This is a genomic window from Actinoplanes sichuanensis, assembly GCF_033097365.1.
Classification (GTDB): domain Bacteria; phylum Actinomycetota; class Actinomycetes; order Mycobacteriales; family Micromonosporaceae; genus Actinoplanes; species Actinoplanes sichuanensis.
On sequence record NZ_AP028461.1, the window covers coordinates 8,074,664 to 8,094,318 of the forward strand.

At 68.6% G+C, this 19,655-nt stretch carries 17 protein-coding genes; 12 read left to right on the forward strand and 5 right to left on the reverse strand.

Annotation, left to right across the window (positions count from 1 at the left end; genetic code table 11):
- Positions 1-97 precede the first annotated feature (97 nt).
- Positions 98-544, forward strand: coding sequence for a protein-tyrosine phosphatase family protein (locus Q0Z83_RS36970; RefSeq protein WP_317787933.1), 447 nt, complete (start codon positions 98-100; stop codon positions 542-544).
- Here Q0Z83_RS36970 and Q0Z83_RS36975 read toward each other — a convergent pair.
- On the reverse strand, positions 516-2,972 hold the full coding sequence (locus Q0Z83_RS36975; protein WP_317787934.1) for a rhamnogalacturonan lyase family protein: 2,457 nt from the start codon (positions 2,970-2,972) through the stop codon (positions 516-518). The two genes, Q0Z83_RS36970 and Q0Z83_RS36975, sit on opposite strands and share 29 nt — an antisense overlap.
- Positions 2,973-3,529: 557 nt before the next feature.
- Between Q0Z83_RS36975 and urtA the strand changes: the two genes are divergently transcribed.
- The 8 genes from urtA (at position 3,530) to Q0Z83_RS37015 (ending at position 11,329) form a co-directional block, all read left to right on the forward strand.
- Entirely contained in the window at positions 3,530-4,831 is a 1,302-nt protein-coding gene (gene urtA, locus Q0Z83_RS36980; RefSeq protein WP_317787935.1) for an urea ABC transporter substrate-binding protein, read from the forward strand.
- A 77-nt stretch (positions 4,832-4,908) separates the two neighbouring features.
- On the forward strand, positions 4,909-5,793 hold the full coding sequence (gene urtB, locus Q0Z83_RS36985; protein ID WP_317787937.1) for an urea ABC transporter permease subunit UrtB: 885 nt from the start codon (positions 4,909-4,911) through the stop codon (positions 5,791-5,793).
- Positions 5,790-6,884, forward strand: a complete 1,095-nt coding sequence (urtC, locus tag Q0Z83_RS36990) for an urea ABC transporter permease subunit UrtC (RefSeq protein ID WP_317787938.1) — start codon at positions 5,790-5,792, stop codon at positions 6,882-6,884. The genes urtB and urtC overlap by 4 nt, the downstream gene beginning before the upstream one ends.
- Before the next feature lie 49 nt (positions 6,885-6,933).
- Positions 6,934-7,680 (forward strand): urea ABC transporter ATP-binding protein UrtD, encoded by a 747-nt coding sequence (gene urtD, locus Q0Z83_RS36995; RefSeq protein WP_317787939.1) that lies wholly within the window; start codon positions 6,934-6,936, stop codon positions 7,678-7,680.
- Between the two features lies 1 nt (position 7,681).
- Complete coding sequence (locus tag Q0Z83_RS37000; protein ID WP_317787940.1) at positions 7,682-8,365, forward strand: ATP-binding cassette domain-containing protein; 684 nt, start codon at positions 7,682-7,684, stop codon at positions 8,363-8,365.
- A gap of 95 nt (positions 8,366-8,460) precedes the next feature.
- Entirely contained in the window at positions 8,461-10,188 is a 1,728-nt protein-coding gene (locus Q0Z83_RS37005; protein WP_317787941.1) for a purine-cytosine permease family protein, read from the forward strand.
- Entirely contained in the window at positions 10,188-10,754 is a 567-nt protein-coding gene (locus Q0Z83_RS37010; RefSeq protein ID WP_317787942.1) for a TetR/AcrR family transcriptional regulator, read from the forward strand. The genes Q0Z83_RS37005 and Q0Z83_RS37010 overlap by 1 nt, the downstream gene beginning before the upstream one ends.
- Positions 10,751-11,329, forward strand: a complete 579-nt coding sequence (locus Q0Z83_RS37015; RefSeq protein WP_317787943.1) for a TetR/AcrR family transcriptional regulator — start codon at positions 10,751-10,753, stop codon at positions 11,327-11,329. The genes Q0Z83_RS37010 and Q0Z83_RS37015 overlap by 4 nt, the downstream gene beginning before the upstream one ends.
- A gap of 19 nt (positions 11,330-11,348) precedes the next feature.
- On the opposite strand, the gene Q0Z83_RS37020 is transcribed toward Q0Z83_RS37015, so the two are convergent.
- From Q0Z83_RS37020 to Q0Z83_RS37030, 3 genes are all read right to left on the reverse strand, one after another.
- Entirely contained in the window at positions 11,349-12,056 is a 708-nt protein-coding gene (locus Q0Z83_RS37020) for a hypothetical protein (protein WP_317787944.1), read from the reverse strand.
- 119 nt (positions 12,057-12,175) lie between these two features.
- Complete coding sequence (locus Q0Z83_RS37025; RefSeq protein WP_317787945.1) at positions 12,176-13,039, reverse strand: SGNH/GDSL hydrolase family protein; 864 nt, start codon at positions 13,037-13,039, stop codon at positions 12,176-12,178.
- A gap of 36 nt (positions 13,040-13,075) precedes the next feature.
- Positions 13,076-14,098, reverse strand: a complete 1,023-nt coding sequence (locus tag Q0Z83_RS37030) for a sugar ABC transporter substrate-binding protein (RefSeq protein ID WP_317787946.1) — start codon at positions 14,096-14,098, stop codon at positions 13,076-13,078.
- A gap of 160 nt (positions 14,099-14,258) precedes the next feature.
- Here Q0Z83_RS37030 and Q0Z83_RS37035 point away from each other — a divergent pair, with 160 nt between their 5' ends.
- The 3 genes from Q0Z83_RS37035 (at position 14,259) to Q0Z83_RS37045 (ending at position 18,089) form a co-directional block, all read left to right on the forward strand.
- Positions 14,259-16,199, forward strand: coding sequence for a putative bifunctional diguanylate cyclase/phosphodiesterase (locus tag Q0Z83_RS37035; protein ID WP_317787947.1), 1,941 nt, complete (start codon positions 14,259-14,261; stop codon positions 16,197-16,199).
- Positions 16,200-16,340: 141 nt separating this feature from the next.
- Positions 16,341-16,856, forward strand: a complete 516-nt coding sequence (locus Q0Z83_RS37040; RefSeq protein ID WP_317787948.1) for a SigE family RNA polymerase sigma factor — start codon at positions 16,341-16,343, stop codon at positions 16,854-16,856.
- Between the two features lie 6 nt (positions 16,857-16,862).
- Positions 16,863-18,089, forward strand: a complete 1,227-nt coding sequence (locus Q0Z83_RS37045) for a hypothetical protein (RefSeq protein WP_317787949.1) — start codon at positions 16,863-16,865, stop codon at positions 18,087-18,089.
- Positions 18,090-18,147: 58 nt separating this feature from the next.
- Here the strand turns inward: Q0Z83_RS37045 and Q0Z83_RS37050 are convergent, their stop codons facing one another.
- Complete coding sequence (locus Q0Z83_RS37050) at positions 18,148-19,506, reverse strand: glycoside hydrolase 5 family protein (RefSeq protein ID WP_317787951.1); 1,359 nt, start codon at positions 19,504-19,506, stop codon at positions 18,148-18,150.
- Positions 19,507-19,655: the final 149 nt, after the last annotated feature.

Here is a 19,655-nt window from a genome sequence, read left to right on the forward strand (position 1 = left end):
CAGCGGCGGCCGTGAGGACGCCGGCGTCGCTCACTCACCGAGAGCACGCTGAAGCAGAACATGCGGTGACTATAGCCCGCCTGGCACTATTCGTTCCATGAGCGGGTGGGACGAGGACGGCGCCGGAATCCTGCGGCTGCCGTCCGGACGGCTGATCCGCGGACGGGGCCTGCGGGCCGCGATGCCGACCGGGCACCCGCCGCACCTCGGCATCTACCTGCAGGGCGCGGCACCGCCGGAGTTCGGGTGGGACAGCCGGTGGGTGCGGTGGCCGGACTTCTGGCTGCCGCGCGATCCGGCGTACACCGCTGAGGTCTTGACGGAGGCCTTGCGCCGCGCGGACGGCGAGCGGGTCGAGATCGCCTGCACCGGGGGTGTCGGCCGGACCGGCACCGCGCTGGCCTGCCTGGCCGTGCTCGACGGCGTGCCGCCGGACGAGGCGGTGGCCTGGATCCGGCGGCACTATCACCGACATGCGGTGGAGACTCCCTGGCAGAAGCGTTTCGTCGCGCGCTTCAGACCGCCGGGGGCCGCCAGATCGTGAAGTCCTCGATGTGGAAGTGGCTGGCCACCGTGCGGAAGGCGAACCAGCCGCTGTCGTACGGGGTGGCGTCGGTGTGGTCGAAGACCAGCCGGTCGTCGCTGTAGTAGCGGATCTGCTGCCCGTTCACCTGGATCCGGACCTTGATCGGTACGTTCGCCTCGATCAGCGGGGACGTGTAGTCGTAGAGCAACGGGCGGTTGCCCGGTTCACCGACGTACTTGCGGAACCTGGTGGTGGTGTTCAGGTTCGCGCCCTGGCCGACGTAGTAGGTCTTCAGATAGTCGTACTGGGCGAAGGCGCCGTTGCGGGTGGTCGCGAAGATGTCGTCGGGTGAACGCACGTCCCGGGCGTTCCAGAACGTGTTCAGGTCGGTGACGTGATCGTTCGGCCCGCCGGCGCTCACCGGGGTGGCGGTGAACTCGATCTCGTACGGCCCCTCGATCTCCTGCTTGAGCCAGACCGTCGCACCGTTCGGTACGTCGATGTCCAGGATCCCGCCGGCGGCCGCCACCGTGCCGCCGCTCTGGAGTTCCGACGACCACGTGCCGGAATCGGTCACGAAGTCGTCCTCCGCGATGACCGACCACGTGCTCTTGCGGGCCGTGGTGATCCGCGGCTTGGCCGGCGGACGGCTGCCGAATCCGAGGTAGAAGTCGGTCAGCGTGGACTGCAGGTAACCGCGGACCGTCCAGCCCAGCCGGTAGCCCGGGTTGTGCGCCAGGGTGTAGAGCTTGACGTTCGTCGGGATGTTCGTGGTGAACAGCCGCAGCGTGGTGTGGTCGGCGGTCTCGGCGAAGTACTCCTCGCGCCAGTCGCCGAGGATGTCTCCGTAGAACGGGACCGCGTTGCGCCACGACGAGACCACACCGGACGGTTCGAAGATCTTCGAGGTGGTCTGCTTCTTCGGGTTCCACTTCTCGACGTACGTGTTGTCGAGCAGCTCGGAGCCCTTGTCGCCGTCCCACCAGATGCGGAAGTCGACACTCGGCGTGGTCTTCGAGATCTGCGTGCCGTCGACGCTCCACACACCGGCGCCGGGCAGGTCGGTGTTCGCGGTGGCGGCCCAGAACTCGTAGCCGTCGTGGGACGGGTCGATGTCGGCGGTGGTACCGCGCGGGATGTCCCAGAGGGTGGCGTCCGGCGGGACGTCCGGGTGCGAACCGGTGATCAGGCGCTCGCCGGTGGCCGCGTCGAAGTAGTACCAGGGGAAGTTCGTGAAGATCCCGCCCTCGGTCTGCTGGATCGCGTAACCCTCCAGGCCGGGGCGCTTCGGGTCGAGGTCTCCGATGTGGAACCGGTCGCCGTGCACCGATCCCGCCACGACGTAACGGAACGTGCCGTCGCTGTTGACGACGTAGTTACCGTCCGCGATGTCATCCCGGCCGTCCTGGTCGACGTCGATGATCCGCAGCTGGTGGAAACTGGTGCCCTGGTCGACCCCGCGGACGAACTTCCAACGCCGGGTCAGCGTGCGGCCGTCGAAGTCCCAGGCCGCGAAGAGGACCCGGAAGTCACCTCGCTTGGCGCCGATCCGGACCACCTGCTTGGTGATCAGGCTGGGGTGCACACCGTCCAGGTAGGCGACGCCGTACTGGCCACCGGACGGTCCGTCGGCCACGAAGTCGGCGGCCACCGGCACCCGCTCACGCTCGACACCGGTCCGGCCGTCGATCACCGAGACGAACTGGTCGAGAGCACCCGCCGACCTGATCACCGCACCGTTACTGAAGGTGACACCGTTGGCGGTCTTCACGAGGACCTCGGCCCGGCCGTCACCGTCCAGGTCGTACACCGTCACGTTGTCGTCGTTGCGGTAGCCGGCCACCTCGCCGTATCCGCTGATCGCGGCGAGCGGCGGGTCGTTCGCGGCGTTGCCACCGGCCCTGGCGTACGAGTTGACGCCCAGGTCGACCCGCCACAGGTTGCGCCCGTCGAGGGTGTACGCCTCCAGGTAGTTCGGCTGATCCAGGGCGTAGGACAGCCGGGAGACGACGATCTCGTAGCGGCCGTCGCCGTCCAGGTCGCCGGGCCACGCGTGCTGCACGTGGTAGTTCGGCGCGGGCAGCAGCGGGATGTCACCGGGTGTGATGGCCGGGCCGCTGGGGGCCTGCTCCCGGTTCTTGACGACGGCCCGGACGGTGTAGACGCCGGTGCCGGGGGTGGTGTCGGTGAAGTTCGTCGACTCGTCGATCGGTTTCCGGTTGAGCCTCGTCGCGCCCTTGTAGACGTTGAACGCGACGTTGCCGCCGTATTCGGTGCCGAGCAGACGCCAGCTCAGGAAGGTACCGCCGCTCTGAGCGGGCACGGCGACCAGGCCGCGGTCCAGTGCCTCGACGATCCGGCTCTTCGTATGACCGGCCTGCGCCGGTGTCGCCAGCAGACCGGCGGCCAGGGTGGCACCGGCCGCGGCGGCGATGATCGCTCTCATGCACCGGACGGTAGGGGACGCTTGTGTATCGACGTTTGCGGAAGTTTGAAGCCCATCATGTCGATCGGAATCGTTGACTCAGGTGAGAGCTTTGCCGCGCTGCAGAACTGAGACGGTGGCCACGCTCCCATCGAGCACGGCGATCAGGAGCTCGAGTTGTTCCCGCAGTTCGGGGCCGACTGGCAGGCCGGTGACATCAACCGCTCGGCCCGGGTGAGCAGGTACATGAGGTCCGTGGATCCCCGCATCGTCGGGATGGTGGCGAACAGGGACCGCCCAGCCGCCCTGAATCGATCCCCCAGCAGTGTCAGGACTGTGCCATCGAACTCACGCCCCCCGAGGCGATGGCAGAACTTTGACACCACCTCCTCATGATCTAGCGCGCTCTTACAGGGGTTTCTCGCGGCATTCGAGGCGGTGGCTACAGAGTTGGAACATTCAAGAAATGTCAGAGCAATGACGCGGAGTCAATCTGCTCTCACCTGCAGCAGCCGGCCGCACCTTGCCGGCGTGACCCCGGCTGCACGCCCCCTTGAGCAGGAACGGAGTTCCCCTATATGTCCACCACCAGCAAGCGGCTGCGCACGCTGACGACCATGGGCGCCCTCGGGACGACCCTGGCCCTCGTGCTCGCCGGCTGCGGCGCCCGAGCCGGCGACGAAGCGGCGGCCGGCGGCGCGACGTCCGCGGCACCCAGCTGCGTCGACACCTCCGGCAGCACGGTCAAGCTCGGCTTCCTCAACTCCCTCACCGGCGGCATGGCGATCTCCGAGAAGACCGTCTCCAACGTGCTGCACATGGCCGCCGACGAGATCAACGCCGGGGGTGGCATCCTCGGCAAGAAGATCGCGTACGTCCAGGAGGACGGCGCCACCGACTGGCCCACCTTCGCGGAGAAGACCGAGAAGCTGCTCACCCAGGACTGCGTCGCCGCGATCTTCGGCGGTTGGACCTCGTCCTCCCGTAAGGCCGTCAAGCCGGTCGTCGAGAAGCACAACGGCCTCTTCTTCTACCCGGTGCAGTACGAGGGCCTGGAGTCGTCGCCGAACATCTACTACACCGGGGCGACCACCAACCAGCAGATCATCCCGGCGATGGACTTCCTCGCCGCCCGGGGCGTGAAGAGGTTGTTCCTGGCGGGCAGCGACTACGTCTTCCCGCGCACCGCGAACGCGATCATCAAGCTGTACGCGGCCAAGCTCGGCATCGAGATCGTCGGTGAGGAGTACGTGCCGCTCGACAAGGACGACTGGACCAGCCAGGTGGCGAAGATCGTGGCGGCCAAGCCCGACTTCATCTTCAACACCATCAACGGCTCGTCGAACGTCGGGTTCGTCAAGGCGTACTACGACGCCGGCCTCAAAGCCGAGACCACGCCGATCATCTCGGTGTCGATCGCCGAGGAGGAGGCACCGGCGATGGGCCACGAGGTCACCGGCCAGTACGCCTCCTGGAACTACTTCCAGTCGCTCAAGACCGACACCAACCCCAAGTTCATCGAGAGCTGGAAGGCCTACCCCAGCAGCAGCGGTGTCACCTCCGACCCGATGGAGGCCGCCTACATCTCGCTGTACCTGTACAAGGCCCTCGTCGAGGCGGCCGGCTCGTTCGACGTCGACGCGGTGAACGCCGCGGCGAAGAAGAACACGATCACGTTCGACGCACCGGAGGGCAAGGTCACGCTCGACGGCGAGAACCACCACATCTCGAAGCCGGGCCACATCGGCAAGATCAACTCCAGCAACCAGTTCGACATCGTCTGGGCCTCCGACAAGTTCATCGAGCCCGATCCGTACCTCGAGGGCTACGACTGGTTCCCGGCGGACATCCGCAAGCAGCTGGTCGACGCGGCGGGCTGATCGCCCGCGGGGTCGCGTGTCACCGACGGCACGCGGCCCCTCCCCCGTTTCCGAGACGCTAAAGAGAGCGAGTGCACGTGGACGCACTGATCGCACCGCTGCTGAACGGCAGCGCACAGGGTGCGCTGCTCCTGCTCGCCGCGCTGGGCCTCTCGCTCACCTTCGGGCAGATGGGCGTGATCAACATGGCCCACGGCGAGTTCCTCATGCTCGGCGCCTTCGCCGCCTACCTCGTCCAGCAGGTCATCACCGCCACCGACCTGTCGATCCCGGTCGCGCTGCCGGTCGCGTTCGTCGTCGCCGGCCTGTTCGGCCTCCTGCTGGAGGTCACCATCATCCAGTGGATGTACCGCAGGCCCCTGGACACCCTGCTCGTCACGGTCGGTGTCAGCCTGATCCTGCAGCAGGCGGCGCTGCAGATCTTCCCGTCCCAGGGCGTCCCGGTGGAGAAGCCCGGATGGCTCGACGGGCAGCTGAACATCCTCGGCTACGACTGGCCGCTCCGGCAGCTGTTCACCATCCTGCTCGCGACGGTCTGCGTCGCCGCGCTGTCGGCCTGGCTCAAGTACACCTCGTTCGGCCGCCGCATCCGGGCGACCGTGCACAACCGGGACCTCGCCGAGACCTCCGGGATCTCCACACGCACCATCGACCGCCTCACCTTCTTCGCCGGATCGGGCCTGGCCGGCGTCGCCGGCGTGGCCGCGTCACTCATCGGCGGCACGAACTCCCAGATGGGCGCGCAGTACATCATCCCGGCCTTCCTCGTCGTCGCCGCCGGAGGCATCGGCCAGCTCAAGGGCACCATCATCGCCGCGTGGGCGGTGGGCGTCGCGCTCGCGTACTTCGCCTACTGGACGACCGGCAGCCTGGCGCAGGTGCTCGCCTTCATCCTCGTGATCGTCTTCCTGCAGCTGCGCCCGCAGGGCCTGTTCACGGTGCGAACCAGGAGTCTGGCATGACAAAGAAGCCTTGGATCTCCCTCAGCGGCATCGGGGTGTTCGCCGTCCTGCTCCTCGCCGTCGCTCCCCTCGTCCTCACCGATCACTGGCTCAACAATCTCGGCAAGTACTGCTGCTGGGCCATCGCCGCGGTCGGCATCGGCCTGGCGTGGGGCCGGGGCGGGATGCTCGTGATGGGTCAGGGGGTGTTCTTCGCTCTCGGCGCCTACTCGATGGCCATGCACCTCACGCTGGAGACCGCCGGTGACCGGATCCCCGGGTTCATGGTGCTCTACGACCCGCTCGCACCGCTTCCGGCGTTCTGGGAACCGTTCCGCAGCGCGGGGTTCACCCTGCTGGCGATCGTGCTGCTCCCGGTGGTCATGGCCGGCATCCTCGGGTACGCGCTGTTCAAGCGCCGGGTGAAGGGCGCGTACTTCGCGATCCTGACGCAGGCGCTCGCCGTCGCGCTGGCCACCCTGATCAGTTCCACGATCCGCGAGACCGGCGGCGACACCGGGCTCAGCGACTTCAAGTACTTCTTCGGCTTCGTGCTGAACGACCCGGCCAACAAGGTCATGGTGTTCCTCATCGCGGCCGGGCTCCTCGTCGTGTGCCTGCTCGCGGTCTGGCAGCTCTACCGCAGCCGCTTCGGTGAGCTGCTCGTCGCCACCCGGGACGCCGAGGAGCGGGTGCGCTTCCTCGGCTACGACCCGGCCAACGTCAAGCTCGTCGCCTTCGTCGTCTCCGCGCTGATGGCAAGCATCGGCGGTGCGATGTTCGTACCCATCGTCGGCATCATCACCCCGGCCGAGATCGGCGCCGCCGCCTCGATCCTGATGATCGCGGGTGTCGCCTTCGGCGGCCGTGCCTCGCTCTTCGGCCCCGCGCTCGGCGCGATGGCGGTCGGTTGGGGACAGTCCAGCCTCGGCTCGACCTGGCCCGAAGGCTGGACCTACATCCTCGGCCTGCTGTTCATCGTCGTCATCCTCTTCCTGCCGAACGGGCTGTCGTCGCTGCCGGCCAGGTTCACGGGGCGAGCCCGCCGGAAGCCCGTCGACCAGCCCGCCACGGCACCGGTCGTCGCCGAACTCGAAGAGGTCAGGTCATGACCGTCCGCACCGAGCGACACTTCCGCGGCACGACGAAGGAGGCTCAGTCATGACCGATTCGCTTGTCGTCACGGATCTCCGCGTCGAGTTCTCCGGCTTCGTCGCGGTCGACGGAGTCAGTTTCGACGCGCACCCCGGCGAGGTCAGATTCCTCATCGGACCGAACGGCGCCGGCAAGACGACCTGCATCGACGCCGTCACCGGGCTGGTCAAGGGCACCGGGTCGGCGAGGCTCGGCGAGAAGGAACTGCTCGGCAGACAGGTACACCGGATCGTCCGCCTCGGGGTCGGCCGCACGTTCCAGACCGCGAGCGTCTTCGACGAGCTCACCGTGCTGCAGAACCTGGACATCGCCGCCGGGCGCCACCGCTCCCCGCTCTCACTCCTGCGGACCAGACGTGGCGTCGACCCGTCGATCGAGCAGGCGCTGGAGGAGACCGGACTCACCGGCGAGCTCACCACGCCGGCCGGCATCCTGTCGCACGGCCAGAAGCAGTGGCTGGAGATCGCGATGCTGCTCGTGCAGGACGCGAAGGTGCTGCTGCTCGACGAACCCGTCGCGGGTATGAGCCAGGACGAGCGCACCGCGACCGGCGAGCTTCTCCAGCGCATCGCGGCGAAGCGGATCGTGCTCGTGGTCGAGCACGACATGGACTTCATGCGCCGGTACGCCACCCGCGTGACGGTGCTGCACCAGGGCCGGGTACTCGCACAGGGCGCGGTGGCCGAGGTGCAGGCCGATCCCCGGGTGCAGGAGGTCTACCTCGGCACCGCAGACGCCATGACGGAGGGCTGACATGCTGGAACTCACCGACATCGAAGCCGGCTACGGCCGTACCCGGGTGCTGCACGGCGTGACGGTGCCGACCGGCCGGGTGGTGGCCGTGCTCGGCCACAACGGCGCCGGCAAGTCGACCCTGTTGCGTCTCGCGATCGGCCTGATCAAGCCGTCGAAGGGCCGGGTGGTGTTCGACGGTGCGGACGTCACGTCGCTCGCCCCCAACCAGCGCGTCGCTCGCGGCATGGCGTACGTGCCGCAGGGTCAGCAGTCGTTCGGGCAGCTCACCACGCTGGAGAATCTCCAGCTCGTCGCCGACGGGCGCCGGGGCGGCCGGGCCCTGATCGACGCGCAGCTGGCTCGCTTCCCGGCACTGGAGCAGTTCGCCGCCCGGAAGGCGGGCCTGCTCTCCGGCGGGCAGCGCCAACAGCTCGCCATCGCCCGCGCCCTCATCACCGAGCCGAAGCTGCTCATCCTCGACGAGCCGACCGAGGGCATCCAGCCCACGATCGTCGCCGAGATCGAGCAGACCATCATGCAGCTGGCCGACGAGGGCATCAACGTGCTGCTCGTCGAGCAGCACATCGGCTTCGCCCTCGAGGCCGCCGAGCGCTATGTCGTGCTCGCCTCAGGCCACGTCACCCGGACCGGAGAGGGGGGCAAGGCGGCGACCTCCACCGTGCGAGCAGCCATGGCGATCTGAACCGGCATGACCGACCGCACCGAGCGGCACCCTCTCACGCCGAACCGTGAACGTCGCAGGCGGGGGCCGGGAGGGCAGGCCAATGAGGGCACAGCATGACTCACACCCGCAACGCCGTCGTAACACCGGACCGCGAAATTTGCCCTGTGTCGACGGACAACGCGCGCGCGGCCGCAGAGGACAGCCTGGAGGACTACGCCTTCCGCTATGTGCCGCGCACCTTCCGGCGCTGGAGCGCGGCCTCCGTCGGTGCGACCGCGCTCGGGTCCATCGCGTTCCTCGCCGACTTCTCGATCGGCGCGAGCATCGGCATCGACCACGGCACCGCCAACGCCGTGCTCGGCATCGTGTTCGCGTCGGTCATCATCGTCATCGTCGGCGTGCCGGTCGCCTACTACGCCGCCCGGTACAACCTGGACCTCGACCTGATCGCCCGCGGCTCGGGATTCGGCTACTACGGCTCCATCATCACGACGGTGATCTTCGCCGGCTTCACCTGCATCTTCTTCGCCCTGGAGGGCGCCATCATGGCGCAGGGGCTGCAGGTGGCGACGGGGATGCCGCTGTGGCTCGGTTATCTCGTCTCGACCGTCGTCGTGATCCCGATCGTCATCTACGGCATGCGCGCACTGGAGCGCCTGCAGTTCTGGACGACGCCGCTGTGGCTCGCCCTCGCCCTGCTGCCGCTGCTGTGGATCGTCGTCTCCGACCCCGAGGCGGTCCGCGCCTTCACGTCGTTCACCGGTGACTCCGACGGCTCGATCAGCTTCGGGGCCGTGGTCTCGAGTGCGGCGGTGTGCTTCGCCCTCACCCCGCAGCTGGCGGAGCAGATCGACTACATCCGCGCCATGCCACCCCGCACGCCGTCGAACACCCGCTCCTGGTGGACGTCGTTCGCGTTCGCCGGCCCGGGTTGGGTCGTCTTCAGCGGCACCAAGCAGGTGATCGGGGTGTTTCTCGCGGTCTATCTCCTGGTGAGGGTCGAACCCACGCTCGGGCACCAGGCGACCGAACCGGTCAAGCAATTCGTCGTGATGTATCAGACCCTCCTCCCCGACTGGCTCGCGATCGTGCTCGCCCTGGTGCTCATCGTGGTGGCGCAGGTGAAGATCAACGTGACGAACGCGTACTCGGGCTCGCTCGCGTGGTCGAACGTGTTCACCCGGGTGGCGAAGCACTACCCGGGCCGCACGATCTTCGTCCTGTTCAACCTCGTGATCGCGTATGTGCTGATGATGTTGGACGTCTTCACCCTCATCTCCTTCGTGCTGAGCCTCTACGCGAACGTCGTGATGGCGTGGCTCGTGACGATCGCCACCGATATCGCGATCAACAAGTGGGTGCTGCGCATCTCGCCGCGTTTCCCCGAGTTCCGCCGCGGCATGCTGCACGACTGGAACCCGGTCGGGCCGGTGTCGGTGGGGCTCGCCTCGGTGCTGTCGCTGCTCGCGTTCGCCGGGGTGTTCGGCGCCGCCGTCAAGCCGTTCTCGGTGCTCATCGCGATCGGCGTCGCGGTCGTGGCCACGCCGGTCACGGCCCTCGCCACGCGCGGGCGCTACTACCTGCGCCGCCGCTCCGACGGCATCGACTCCCCCCGATTCGACGTCCACGGCAACCCCTCCGGCGAGCGGCTGCGCTGCCATGTCACCGGCTACACCTTCGAGCGGCCGGATATGCTGGCCTCGGCCGAGAGAGGACCGCACGGCGAAGTGCAGTACGTCTCGTCGCTGGCGCTCACGCTCGACGATTCCGATCACTACGTGCTCCCGCCGGAAGTCACCGGGCCACCGCACCGGACGGCCGCCCGAAAGAGGGAGACGTGATGGAGGAGCCGGTCGACACGGCGACCGCGATTCTCGCGAGCGCCGCGGTGCTGCTGCGTGAGCGCACGTTCGACGACATCTCCTACCGGGCCCTGGCCGACGAGGTCGGCATCTCGGAGCGCACCATCTACCGCCAATACCCGACGCGCGCGCACCTGCTCGCCGCGCTCTCGAACTGGATCGAGCAGACCCGCTTCCCGCTGCCGCCGTTCGTGACCGTGTCCGATTTCCGCGCCGCCGTGCACGAGCGCTTCCGCGCCTTCGACGCGTCACCCGCGTACGCGTATGTCGGCGCGCGGGCGTCCGCGATCTCGCCGACACTCGACACCGAGCCGGCCCACATCACGCGTGCGATCGAGGCGATGCTCGACGTGGCGGCCCCGACGCTCAACCGGCGGGATCGGCGGCGGGTCGCGGCCGCCCTGCGCTACTTCTCGTCGGCGATGTTCTGGGCGCGACTGCGTACCGGATTCGACCTGGACGCCGACGAGATCTGCGACGCGTTCGACCGCGCCGTGGACACCGTGCTCACCCGGGTGCCCGAGACGACCCGGGCGGAGCCGTGAGCGAGTCGGTGGCGGTCCCGTCGCTGAGCGGCACGCAGGAGGCGATCCTCGCCGCCTACGCCGAACTGATCGAGGAGCTCGGCAGCGACGACGTGTCGTACCGGGTCATCGCGCGCCGAGCCGGCATCGCCGAGCGCACGGTGTTCCGCAACTATCCGACGCGCGTCGACCTGCTGCTGGCGACCTCGGCCTGGATCGAGGCGACGCTGTTCGCCCGCGAGGAGTCCCACTCGATCTTCGACCTTCCGCTCGCGATCCGCGAGGCGATGCAGCGGTACGACGAACGGCCGGAACTCGCACACGTCGTCGCCGAGACGGCGATGCGCGGCGTGAACGGCGCGGCGCCGTCGCCGGGCCGGGCGCAGCTCGAGCGGCTGCTGGACGCCGAGGTGCCGTCCCTCGACCCGGCGCAGCGCAGGGCGGTCGTCGCGGCGCTGTCCCACCTCGACTCCGTCGGGACCTGGGTGACGTTCCGTCGCGAGTTCGGCATGGACCGGCGAGACATCGCCGACGCCGCTGCGTGGGCGGCCGAGGCGGTGCTCGACCGCCTCCGCGACCGCACCACCCCGGCCTAGCCGGACAGCGACCCGCCGGTCAGACCTGGTTGGACGGTTCCTCGGTGAGCAGCTTGTCGACCTTGCCGTCGATCTCGGCGAGAGCCGCCTCGGTACGGGCGTGCTCGCCCGGCACGTGGGCCAGGATCGAGCCGGCCTCGGCCACGTAGGGCGCGGTGCCCGGTTCGAAGTTGATGTTCCACTTCGTCTTCCAGACCCGTTCGGCGGCGTTGGTCGCGGCCTTGTCGATCTGGGCGGCCAGCCACTTCTTGTCGGCTTCGGTGAGTGCCACGGGAATGTCCTCCAGGTGCCAGGAAGCGGTCGAGGCTTCGAGTTTCGTCTCGTATGAGCTGGAGAAGTGCGCGTGCTCGGTGTGCGGGCTGTCCCCGGTGTACGAGCGCTGCCTCCAACCGTTCGACGCCTCCCAGATGCGCCGGTTGTAGATCACGTAACGCAGCCGTTTCTCGGCGCCGCTGCGGCAGCGGGCGACCACGTGCTGCACCACCATCTCCATGGTCAGGTTGGGTTCGCGCAGGTCGGTGTCGAGGTCGATGGCGTGGACCTCGTGTTTGGAGTCGGCGTCCCGGATCGGGACCCGGCCGACCTCGTCGTCGTTGTGATCGGAGACGCGGCCCTGATGCGCCGAGTCGCCGATGGTGCCGTCGCTGGACTTGTCCCTGTTCGGCGCGATCCGGTTCAGCTCGGTGCGCAGTTGGCCCAGACACGGCACGAGAAGCCAGGTGGCCATCGCGCTCCTCTCAGCGTCCTGTAGAGCCCCGTCTGTCGCTTGTATATCTCCCGGGAGTACGCGCGGAAATCACCCGAAGCCGCGATGGTGAATGCCAAATTGGTCATTTGTGACGCCCATCACCATGTGAAACGACCGGGATAGACCACATCGGCCAGTTCCTTCTGACCCTCGGCGTTCGGGTGGAAGTAGTCGAACCGGTTGAGCTGATCGATGGCGAAACGGACCCGGTGCGCGGCCCCGCCGTCCCAGCGACAGCGGTCCCCGTACTCCCGGCAGGCTTGTCGCAGTTGGGTGTTGTAATCGTCGATCCGGTCCCGGACGCTCTCCCGCCGCTCCCGGTCCGCGGTGGCCGTGGAGGTCGGGTCGGCCAGCATCGACGGGCAGATACCGCCCCGGCTCCAGATCTCGGTGGCCTTGGTGTTCTCGCTGCCGACCTGCCAGAGGCGGTAGAGGTCGGGGATGCTGACCACCAGGACCCGCGCCTTCGGCAGCCCCTTGCGCAGCCGGGCCAGCCCGCGGTCGACCTGCTCCCGGAAGGTGTCGACGGGCGTCATGTCCTGCACCCGGCCGGCGCACGCGTCGTTGGCCCCGATCAGTACCGTCACATACTGCGGCTTCAACCGGACCGCCCGCTCGGCCTGGCCCTCCAGCGCGTCGGCCTCGGCTCCGGGAGTGGCGAGGTTCTCGGCGTTGCCCTCGATACTGTCGTTCTTGTCGCGAATGCGCTGGTAATGGCTTTGAATCGCCTCGTTCGTCCCGGTCGACCAGGAGTTGCGGGTGCAGGCGACATAGGCGAGACAGGCACCGAGCCCGGCGGTGATCGAGTCGCCGAGCGCCACCATCGAGGCCGGGTAACCGGCTGCCGACCGGGTGGGCTCGGGCTTCCCGGAGGCGCCCGGGGTGGCTCGGCCCGCCCCGTCACAGGCCAGCGCGAAGACGGCGAGCAGGGCCAGAGCGGCGACGTGCCATCGACGAATCACCCGTCCAGCTTGCCTCACCGGTCACGGCTGTCCCAATCAGCTCACCTCGGCCAGCGGTCGCAGATAGGAGGGATCGGAGAGCACCTTGTCGACCTCGCCGGACAACGCCTTGGCCCGGGTCGCGACGGTCGACTGGCGGGCCAGGATCTCGTCGACGTTGAACCTGTCGACGGCCAGGCCGGGCACGTACAACCAGCCCTTGGGCAGGGCTTTTCCGGTCTTGGCGTGTTCCGCCTGGAGCCGGCCGGCGACGGCGCCCTTCACGTAGTGCTCCGGCGAGACCAGGATCAGGTCGCCCGTCTTGACCGCGGCCAGCGACTTGGGGTCGATGTCGAAGGCGCCGGCCACCCAGGAGGCGACCTCCCGGCGGCGGATCTCGGCGAGGTTCCAGCCGTCGGCGTCGCTGGTGCCGATGAAGGCGAGGGCCGACGGGTTGACCTTGACGAGCGTCTCCCAGGCCTCCATGTTCGCCTCCACCTCCTGTTTCGTGTCGAAGGGGCCGAACACGCCGACCGCCGGGAGGCGCTCCTTGAACTCGTCACGGATGCCCATGGCGCGGCGGTCGAGCACCGAGACCCCGGGGGAGGAGGTGCCCAGGACGACCTTGCCGGTGGCGTTGGACGGGAGCTGGGTGATCACCTTGCGGGCCAGCAACCGGCCCAGCTCGTAGCTGTCGTTGCCGATGAACAGCTGTACCCCCGCCGACGGGAGCGCCGGGCTGTCCACCGCGATTATGGGCACACCGTCGGCGATCGCGGTCGACAGCGGCTCGGCGAACAGGTCCGGGGTGAGGGTGAAGACCGAGATGCCGTCCGGGGCGGTCTTGCGCATCTCCTGGAAGAGGGCGAGTTGCCGCGGGCCGTCGATGATGTTCGGCCCGTCCACCTGGAGGCTGACGCCTTTGACCTGGTTCACCCCGGCGATGAAGCCGAGCGACATCTCCTGCGAGTAGTTGAGCTGCTTGTTCGCCACCACGAACCCGACCGTGGGCGTGCGGTCCCCATTGTCGTCCTGCTTCGTGCACGACACCGAGCCGCCGAGGAGAAGCAGAACCAGCACAGAGCGAAAGATCCGATATTTCATAGCTCTTCCATGTTCGACCCTCGGCCAAGTCAGTATGAGGGATCTCCTTTAACCGGGCGTCGGTTCAGCCGATCGATAGCACCGCGAGCGGAACCCTCAAGCGGTCCGCCTCGGGATGTTCTGTGGAGGTATCGGGGTGCTCGGGAAGGTTGTCCGTAGCAAGGCCGTGGCGCGTGCCGCCGTCATCGGTCTCGCGGTCGGTGTCTTCGCGCTGGCCGCTCTGGCCGCGATCAGCATCACCACTAACGCCAGGACCACCAGCCACGTACGACACGTGTCCCAGATCAGCGATCACTGGGCTGAGCTGGACGTCAACATCAGCGTCGAGACCGAAGCGCTGAACAGTTACGTGGTGGCCAAGAAGTTCGGCCGGGACCTCCTGGACAGCGCCCTGCACTCGGCCAGCCCCGGGCTGGCCTGGCAGACCCGCAACGGTGACGACCTGGACGTGCAGAACGCCCAGCTGGCCACCGACGCCTACGGCTCGTTCACCCAGACCCTGATCGACGTACGCCGCTCCACCAGCGATCCCGAATACACCAAACAGCTCGCCGACCAGGCCGCCCTCGGCTCGTCGATGCTGCGCAAGATGGCCAACGCGAACGTCACCAGGCACCGACTGGCGATGGACGCCTACCTGGGCGACGCCGACGAGTTCAACCAGAAACTCAGCCTCGCCGCGGCGGTCGTCTGCGGCACCGACTTCCTGCTGCTCGTGCTCTGCGCGTCGATCCTGCTCACCCACCAGCGACGGATCGAGGGCCAGGCCGTGGAGAGCCGCTACCGGGCGCTGCACGACGAGCTGACCGGGCTGGCCAACCGGGCGCTGCTGGCCGACTCGATCGACGCCGCCCTGTGGGAGGCGAAACAGCAACAGGAGTCGGTCGGCCTGCTCCTCCTCGACCTCAACAAGTTCAAGGAGGTCAACGACACTCTCGGCCATCACGCCGGCGACCTGCTGCTCAAGGAGGTGGCCGACCGGCTCACCGCCGCGGTCCGGACCAGCGACACGGTGGCCCGGCTCGGTGGTGACGAGTTCGCCGTACTGATGCCGGAGATCAACTCTCCGGAACACTGCTCGGAGATAGCCCGCCGGCTGCTGGAGTCGCTGGAAGGGCCGGCCGACCTGGAGGGCGTCACGGTCGACATCAGCGGCAGCATCGGCGCCGCCGTCTACCCGCTGCACAGCTCGTCCGGAGCCGAGTTGCTCCAGCACGCCGACATCGCCATGTACACGGCCAAGCGCAACCGGCTCGGGATCGCCGTCTACGACCCGTCCGCCGACAACCACAACTCGCAGCAGCTCAGCCTGATCGGTGAACTGCGCCGGGCCATCGACGAGGACGAGCTGGTGCTGCACTACCAGCCGAAGGTGTCGACCAAGACCTGGCGGGTGGTCGGGGTGGAGGCGCTGATCCGCTGGGAGCACCCGGTCCGCGGGCTGCTCCAGCCGGGCGAGTTCATCCCGCAGGCCGAGGAGAACGAGATCATCGTGCCGCTCACCGACCGGGTGCTGACCATGGCGCTCAACCAGCACCGGATCTGGCGGGCCCAGGACACCCCGCTGCCGGTCGCGGTGAACGTGCCGACCGTCTGCCTGCTGGACGACACGTTCCCGGACCGGGTCGCGAAGGCGCTCGCCGCGTCCGGCGTCAACCCCGGTGCGCTCACCCTGGAGATCACCGAGACCTCGATCATCAGCGACCCGGTACGGGCCTCGAAGATCCTGACCGACCTGCGCGCGATGGGCGTACGCCTGTCGGTGGACGACTTCGGCACCGGCTACTCGTCGATGTCGTACCTGCAGAGCATGCCGCTGAACGAGCTGAAGATCGACCGCAGCTTCATCAAGACGCTGTCCGACTCGCACGGCGGCACCGCGATCGTCCGGGCCGTGCTCGAACTGGCCCGGGCCCTCGATCTGGAGGTGGTGGCCGAGGGTGTCGAGGACGAGGAGACCCTGATCCTGCTCGGCGACATGGGCTGCACGAACGCGCAGGGCTACTACATCAGCCGCCCGGTCCGCGCCGCCGACCTGATGTCCTGGTTGGGCCGCCCCGCCCTGGAACACGTCTAGTCACACGCGCTTGCGAACCGCCCCCGGTGATCCGTACCGGGGGCGGTTTCGCTTTTCTCGAAGTTTCCTGGAAATCGTCTACAACCGATCCGTGCGTGCCCCCGTCGGACAGGATGAGACAGCGACAGGGAGCGGGACCCCATGCCGGAACGATCCGACCGTGACTATCTGGCGTACGTGCACGCGCGCGTCGCCGGGTTGCGGCGCACCGCCTTTCTGCTCTGCGGCGACTCCCACCAGGCCGACGACTTCGTCCAGGAGACCCTGACGAAGCTGTACGCCCGGTGGCCGCGGATCGGGCGGGTGGAGAACGTGGACGCGTACGTGCACACCATGCTGGTCCGGGTCTTCCTCGACGACAGGCGGCGAGGCTGGTGGAAGGTCCGGTTGCTGACCGGCCCACCGGAGCCGCCGCCGGCCGAACCGAACCCGGAGGACGGGCCGGTGGTCCGGTCCGCGCTGGCGAAACTGCCACCGCGTCAGCAGGCGGTGCTGGTGCTCCGCTACCTGTGCGACAAGCCGGTCCGTGAGGTGGCCGAGCTGCTCCGGTGCTCGGAAGGCACGGTGAAGAGCCAGACCGCGCACGGGCTGACCCGGCTGCGCGCCCTCCTCGGCGTCCGCGATCTCGAACCAGCCGTCTCGCCGGAACGACGGTGAGTGACGATGAAAGATGAGGACCAGATGACCGACGAACGCGCGGTCCGGCTGCTGCTCCCACTCCGGGAGGAACCGGACGGCCCGCCGCGGATCGACGTACCCCGGACCATGGTGGAGGGCCGCCGGCGCCGGGTCCTGCGCCGATGGTCCGGCGGCGCGGCCCTGATCGCGCTGACCTCGGTGGCGGCCGGTGGCGGCACACTGGCGGTCGCGGCGCTGCGCGACGACAGCCCGGTCCCGGTGCCGACGGTCACCGCCACGGCGACCGCAAGCCCGAGTGCGGTGGCCGCGGCACCGGCCGGGCCGGTCGGCTGCCGGGTCACCCGGCTGCCGACCGACGGTGTGCGCAAGGCGGTGGTCACCGCCGGCGACCCGACCGGGCGCTACCTGGCCGGGCGGACCTACCAGCCGTCACCCGGTCCGATCCTCTGGAAGGACGGGAAGATCCTGGACCGTCCCCGGCTGACCGGTGACGACCCCCGGTTCGCCGACATCAACAGCTCCGGCATCGCGGTCGGGTCGGCGTTCATCGGCGAACGGCAGCAGGGGTACGTGTACCGGGACGGCCGGGTGAGCAGGCTGGACGGGCAGGAGGCGGTGCCGGCGGCGATCAACGACGCCGGTGTGATCGTCGGCAGCATCGGCGAGGTGCTCGAGGAGATGCCGGTCCGGTGGGACTCGCCCGACGGTGCGGCGACACCGCTGCCGATGCCGGCCGACCTGCGGTCCGGCACCGCCGATTCGATCGCCGAGGACGGCACCGTGGTCGGCACGGTCGCGACCGACAGCCGGGCCACCGGGAGCGGCTATCTGTGGCTGCCGGACGGCACCGGCCGGAAGATGGACCCGCCCCGCATCGAGGGGGATGTGGCCGACTACTTCTGGCCGGAATCGATCAGCAACGGATGGGTGGCCGGGCGGGCCGTCGACGACAGCGCGGACGGCAGCCGGTCGTTCACCTCGATGCGGTACCGCATCGCCGACGGCACCTACCACCGGCTGCCGCAAACCGTCTTCCCGGCACTGATCGCCGAGAACGGCTGGGTCGCCGGGGAGGCCGGGCCGCCGCTGATCCTGGCCGGATCAGAGGTGGTCGAGCTGCCCCGGTACCGGACGCTGAAGGAGTACCAGATCACCTACTACAGCGCGGACGGCCGCCGGGTCGCCGGGCACAGCACCGACTCGGAGGCCGACCAGGTCGGCAACGAGCCGCTGCTGTGGACCTGCCGGTGACATGACGGAGCGGGCGCCGCAGTCGCGACGCCCGCTCCGATCCCTTCCCGGTGACGTGTCAGGAGACGGCCACGTCGTCGAACCAGACGGTGCCGGTGTTGTCACCCGACTTGAGGTGCAGCTGGACGCTCGTGGCACCGGCCGGGGCGACCGCCTCGACGACCAGCTTGGTCCAGGACGAGTTGCCGGCGGGCAGGCGGTTCGAGGTGTTCTGGCTGATCCACTTGCCGTTGACGTCGAACCAGCTCAGCGCGATCTCGGTGACACCGGTGGCGTTGGCGCCGCGAGCGTACGCCTCGGCGCGCCAACGGTAGCCGGCCTGCACGGGCGTGATCGGCGAGGTGACCATCGACGGCAGGCCGGCCGCGGTACGGGTGGTGCCGGCGAAGCGGGCCGACCTGGTGCCGGAGCGGGCGAGGTCGGAGACGATCACCGGGGCGCCGGCGTCGGTGTTGGCGAGCCGCCACGGCGAGTCGCTCGCGGCCGCCTCGAACCCGAGGTTGAGCAGGCTGTTCGGGAGGACACCGGTGTTCCACCAGCTGCTCACCACGGTGGCGGCGAACTTCGCGGTGCCGTCGGCGCGGTAGAGGCCGAACTTGTACTGCGCCGGCATCGTCGAGACCTGCGAGTTGGGCGGGATGGCACCGCTCGCGAAGTCGTTGAGCGTCCACGGCGACACCGAGCCGACCCCGGCGGTGGCCGCGGCCCGGAACACCCGGGCCAGGTAGGCGCCCTGCTCGCCCTCGCTGACCACGGCGCTGCTGACACCTGTCTCACCGATCACGACGGGTGATGGAGCGACGGCGGCCTGCGCCTTGCGGATCTCGGCGAGCGCCCGCTCCGACGAGCCGTAGAAGTGGAAGTCGTAGTAGTCGAGCGGGGTGGCGGTCAGCGACGACTTGATCTGCGCCATGCCCGTCGCGCCGGTGCCGCCGTCGACCGACAGGGTGAGCGGCAGGTTCGGCGCCCACGAGCGGATCGCCGGGATGACCTGCTTGACCCAGGTGACCGCGGCGGTGTCAGCGGGCTGGAACTCGTTCTTCAGTTCGACGGCGATCACCCGGCGGTCGTCCACGTACGGCGCGAGAACCGACTTGGCCCAGTTGACGCTGTTGCCGACCTCGTTGTAGCCGGACCACCAGTCGAACAGGGTGACCTTGACGGTGAGGCCGTGCGCGTCGGCGATGCTGACGAACTTGCGGAGCTTCTCGGCGTACTCCGGTTTCGGGGTGGGCCAGCCGAACGCCTGCGGGAAGACGATCACCCGGACGGTGTCGGCGCCCAGCGCGGCGACCTTGGCCAGGTCCGCGTCGATCTTCACGGCGTCGAAGCCGGTCCACATCGCCGACCAGCCGGCGTCCGAGGGGTAGTAGTTGAGCGACCTCGCGCTCTGCACCGCCGCCATCCGGTCCGTCATGGTGGGAGTCTCGCCCGCCGCGAGCGCGGGCGCTTCGGCAAGACCGAGGCTCATCAGAACGGAGGAGGCAAAGACTGCGGCGCGAACACGGAAGCTGCTCATAGGGGGTCGGTGCCTCTCGCAAGGTTGCTTTTCGGGGGTGACCTCTC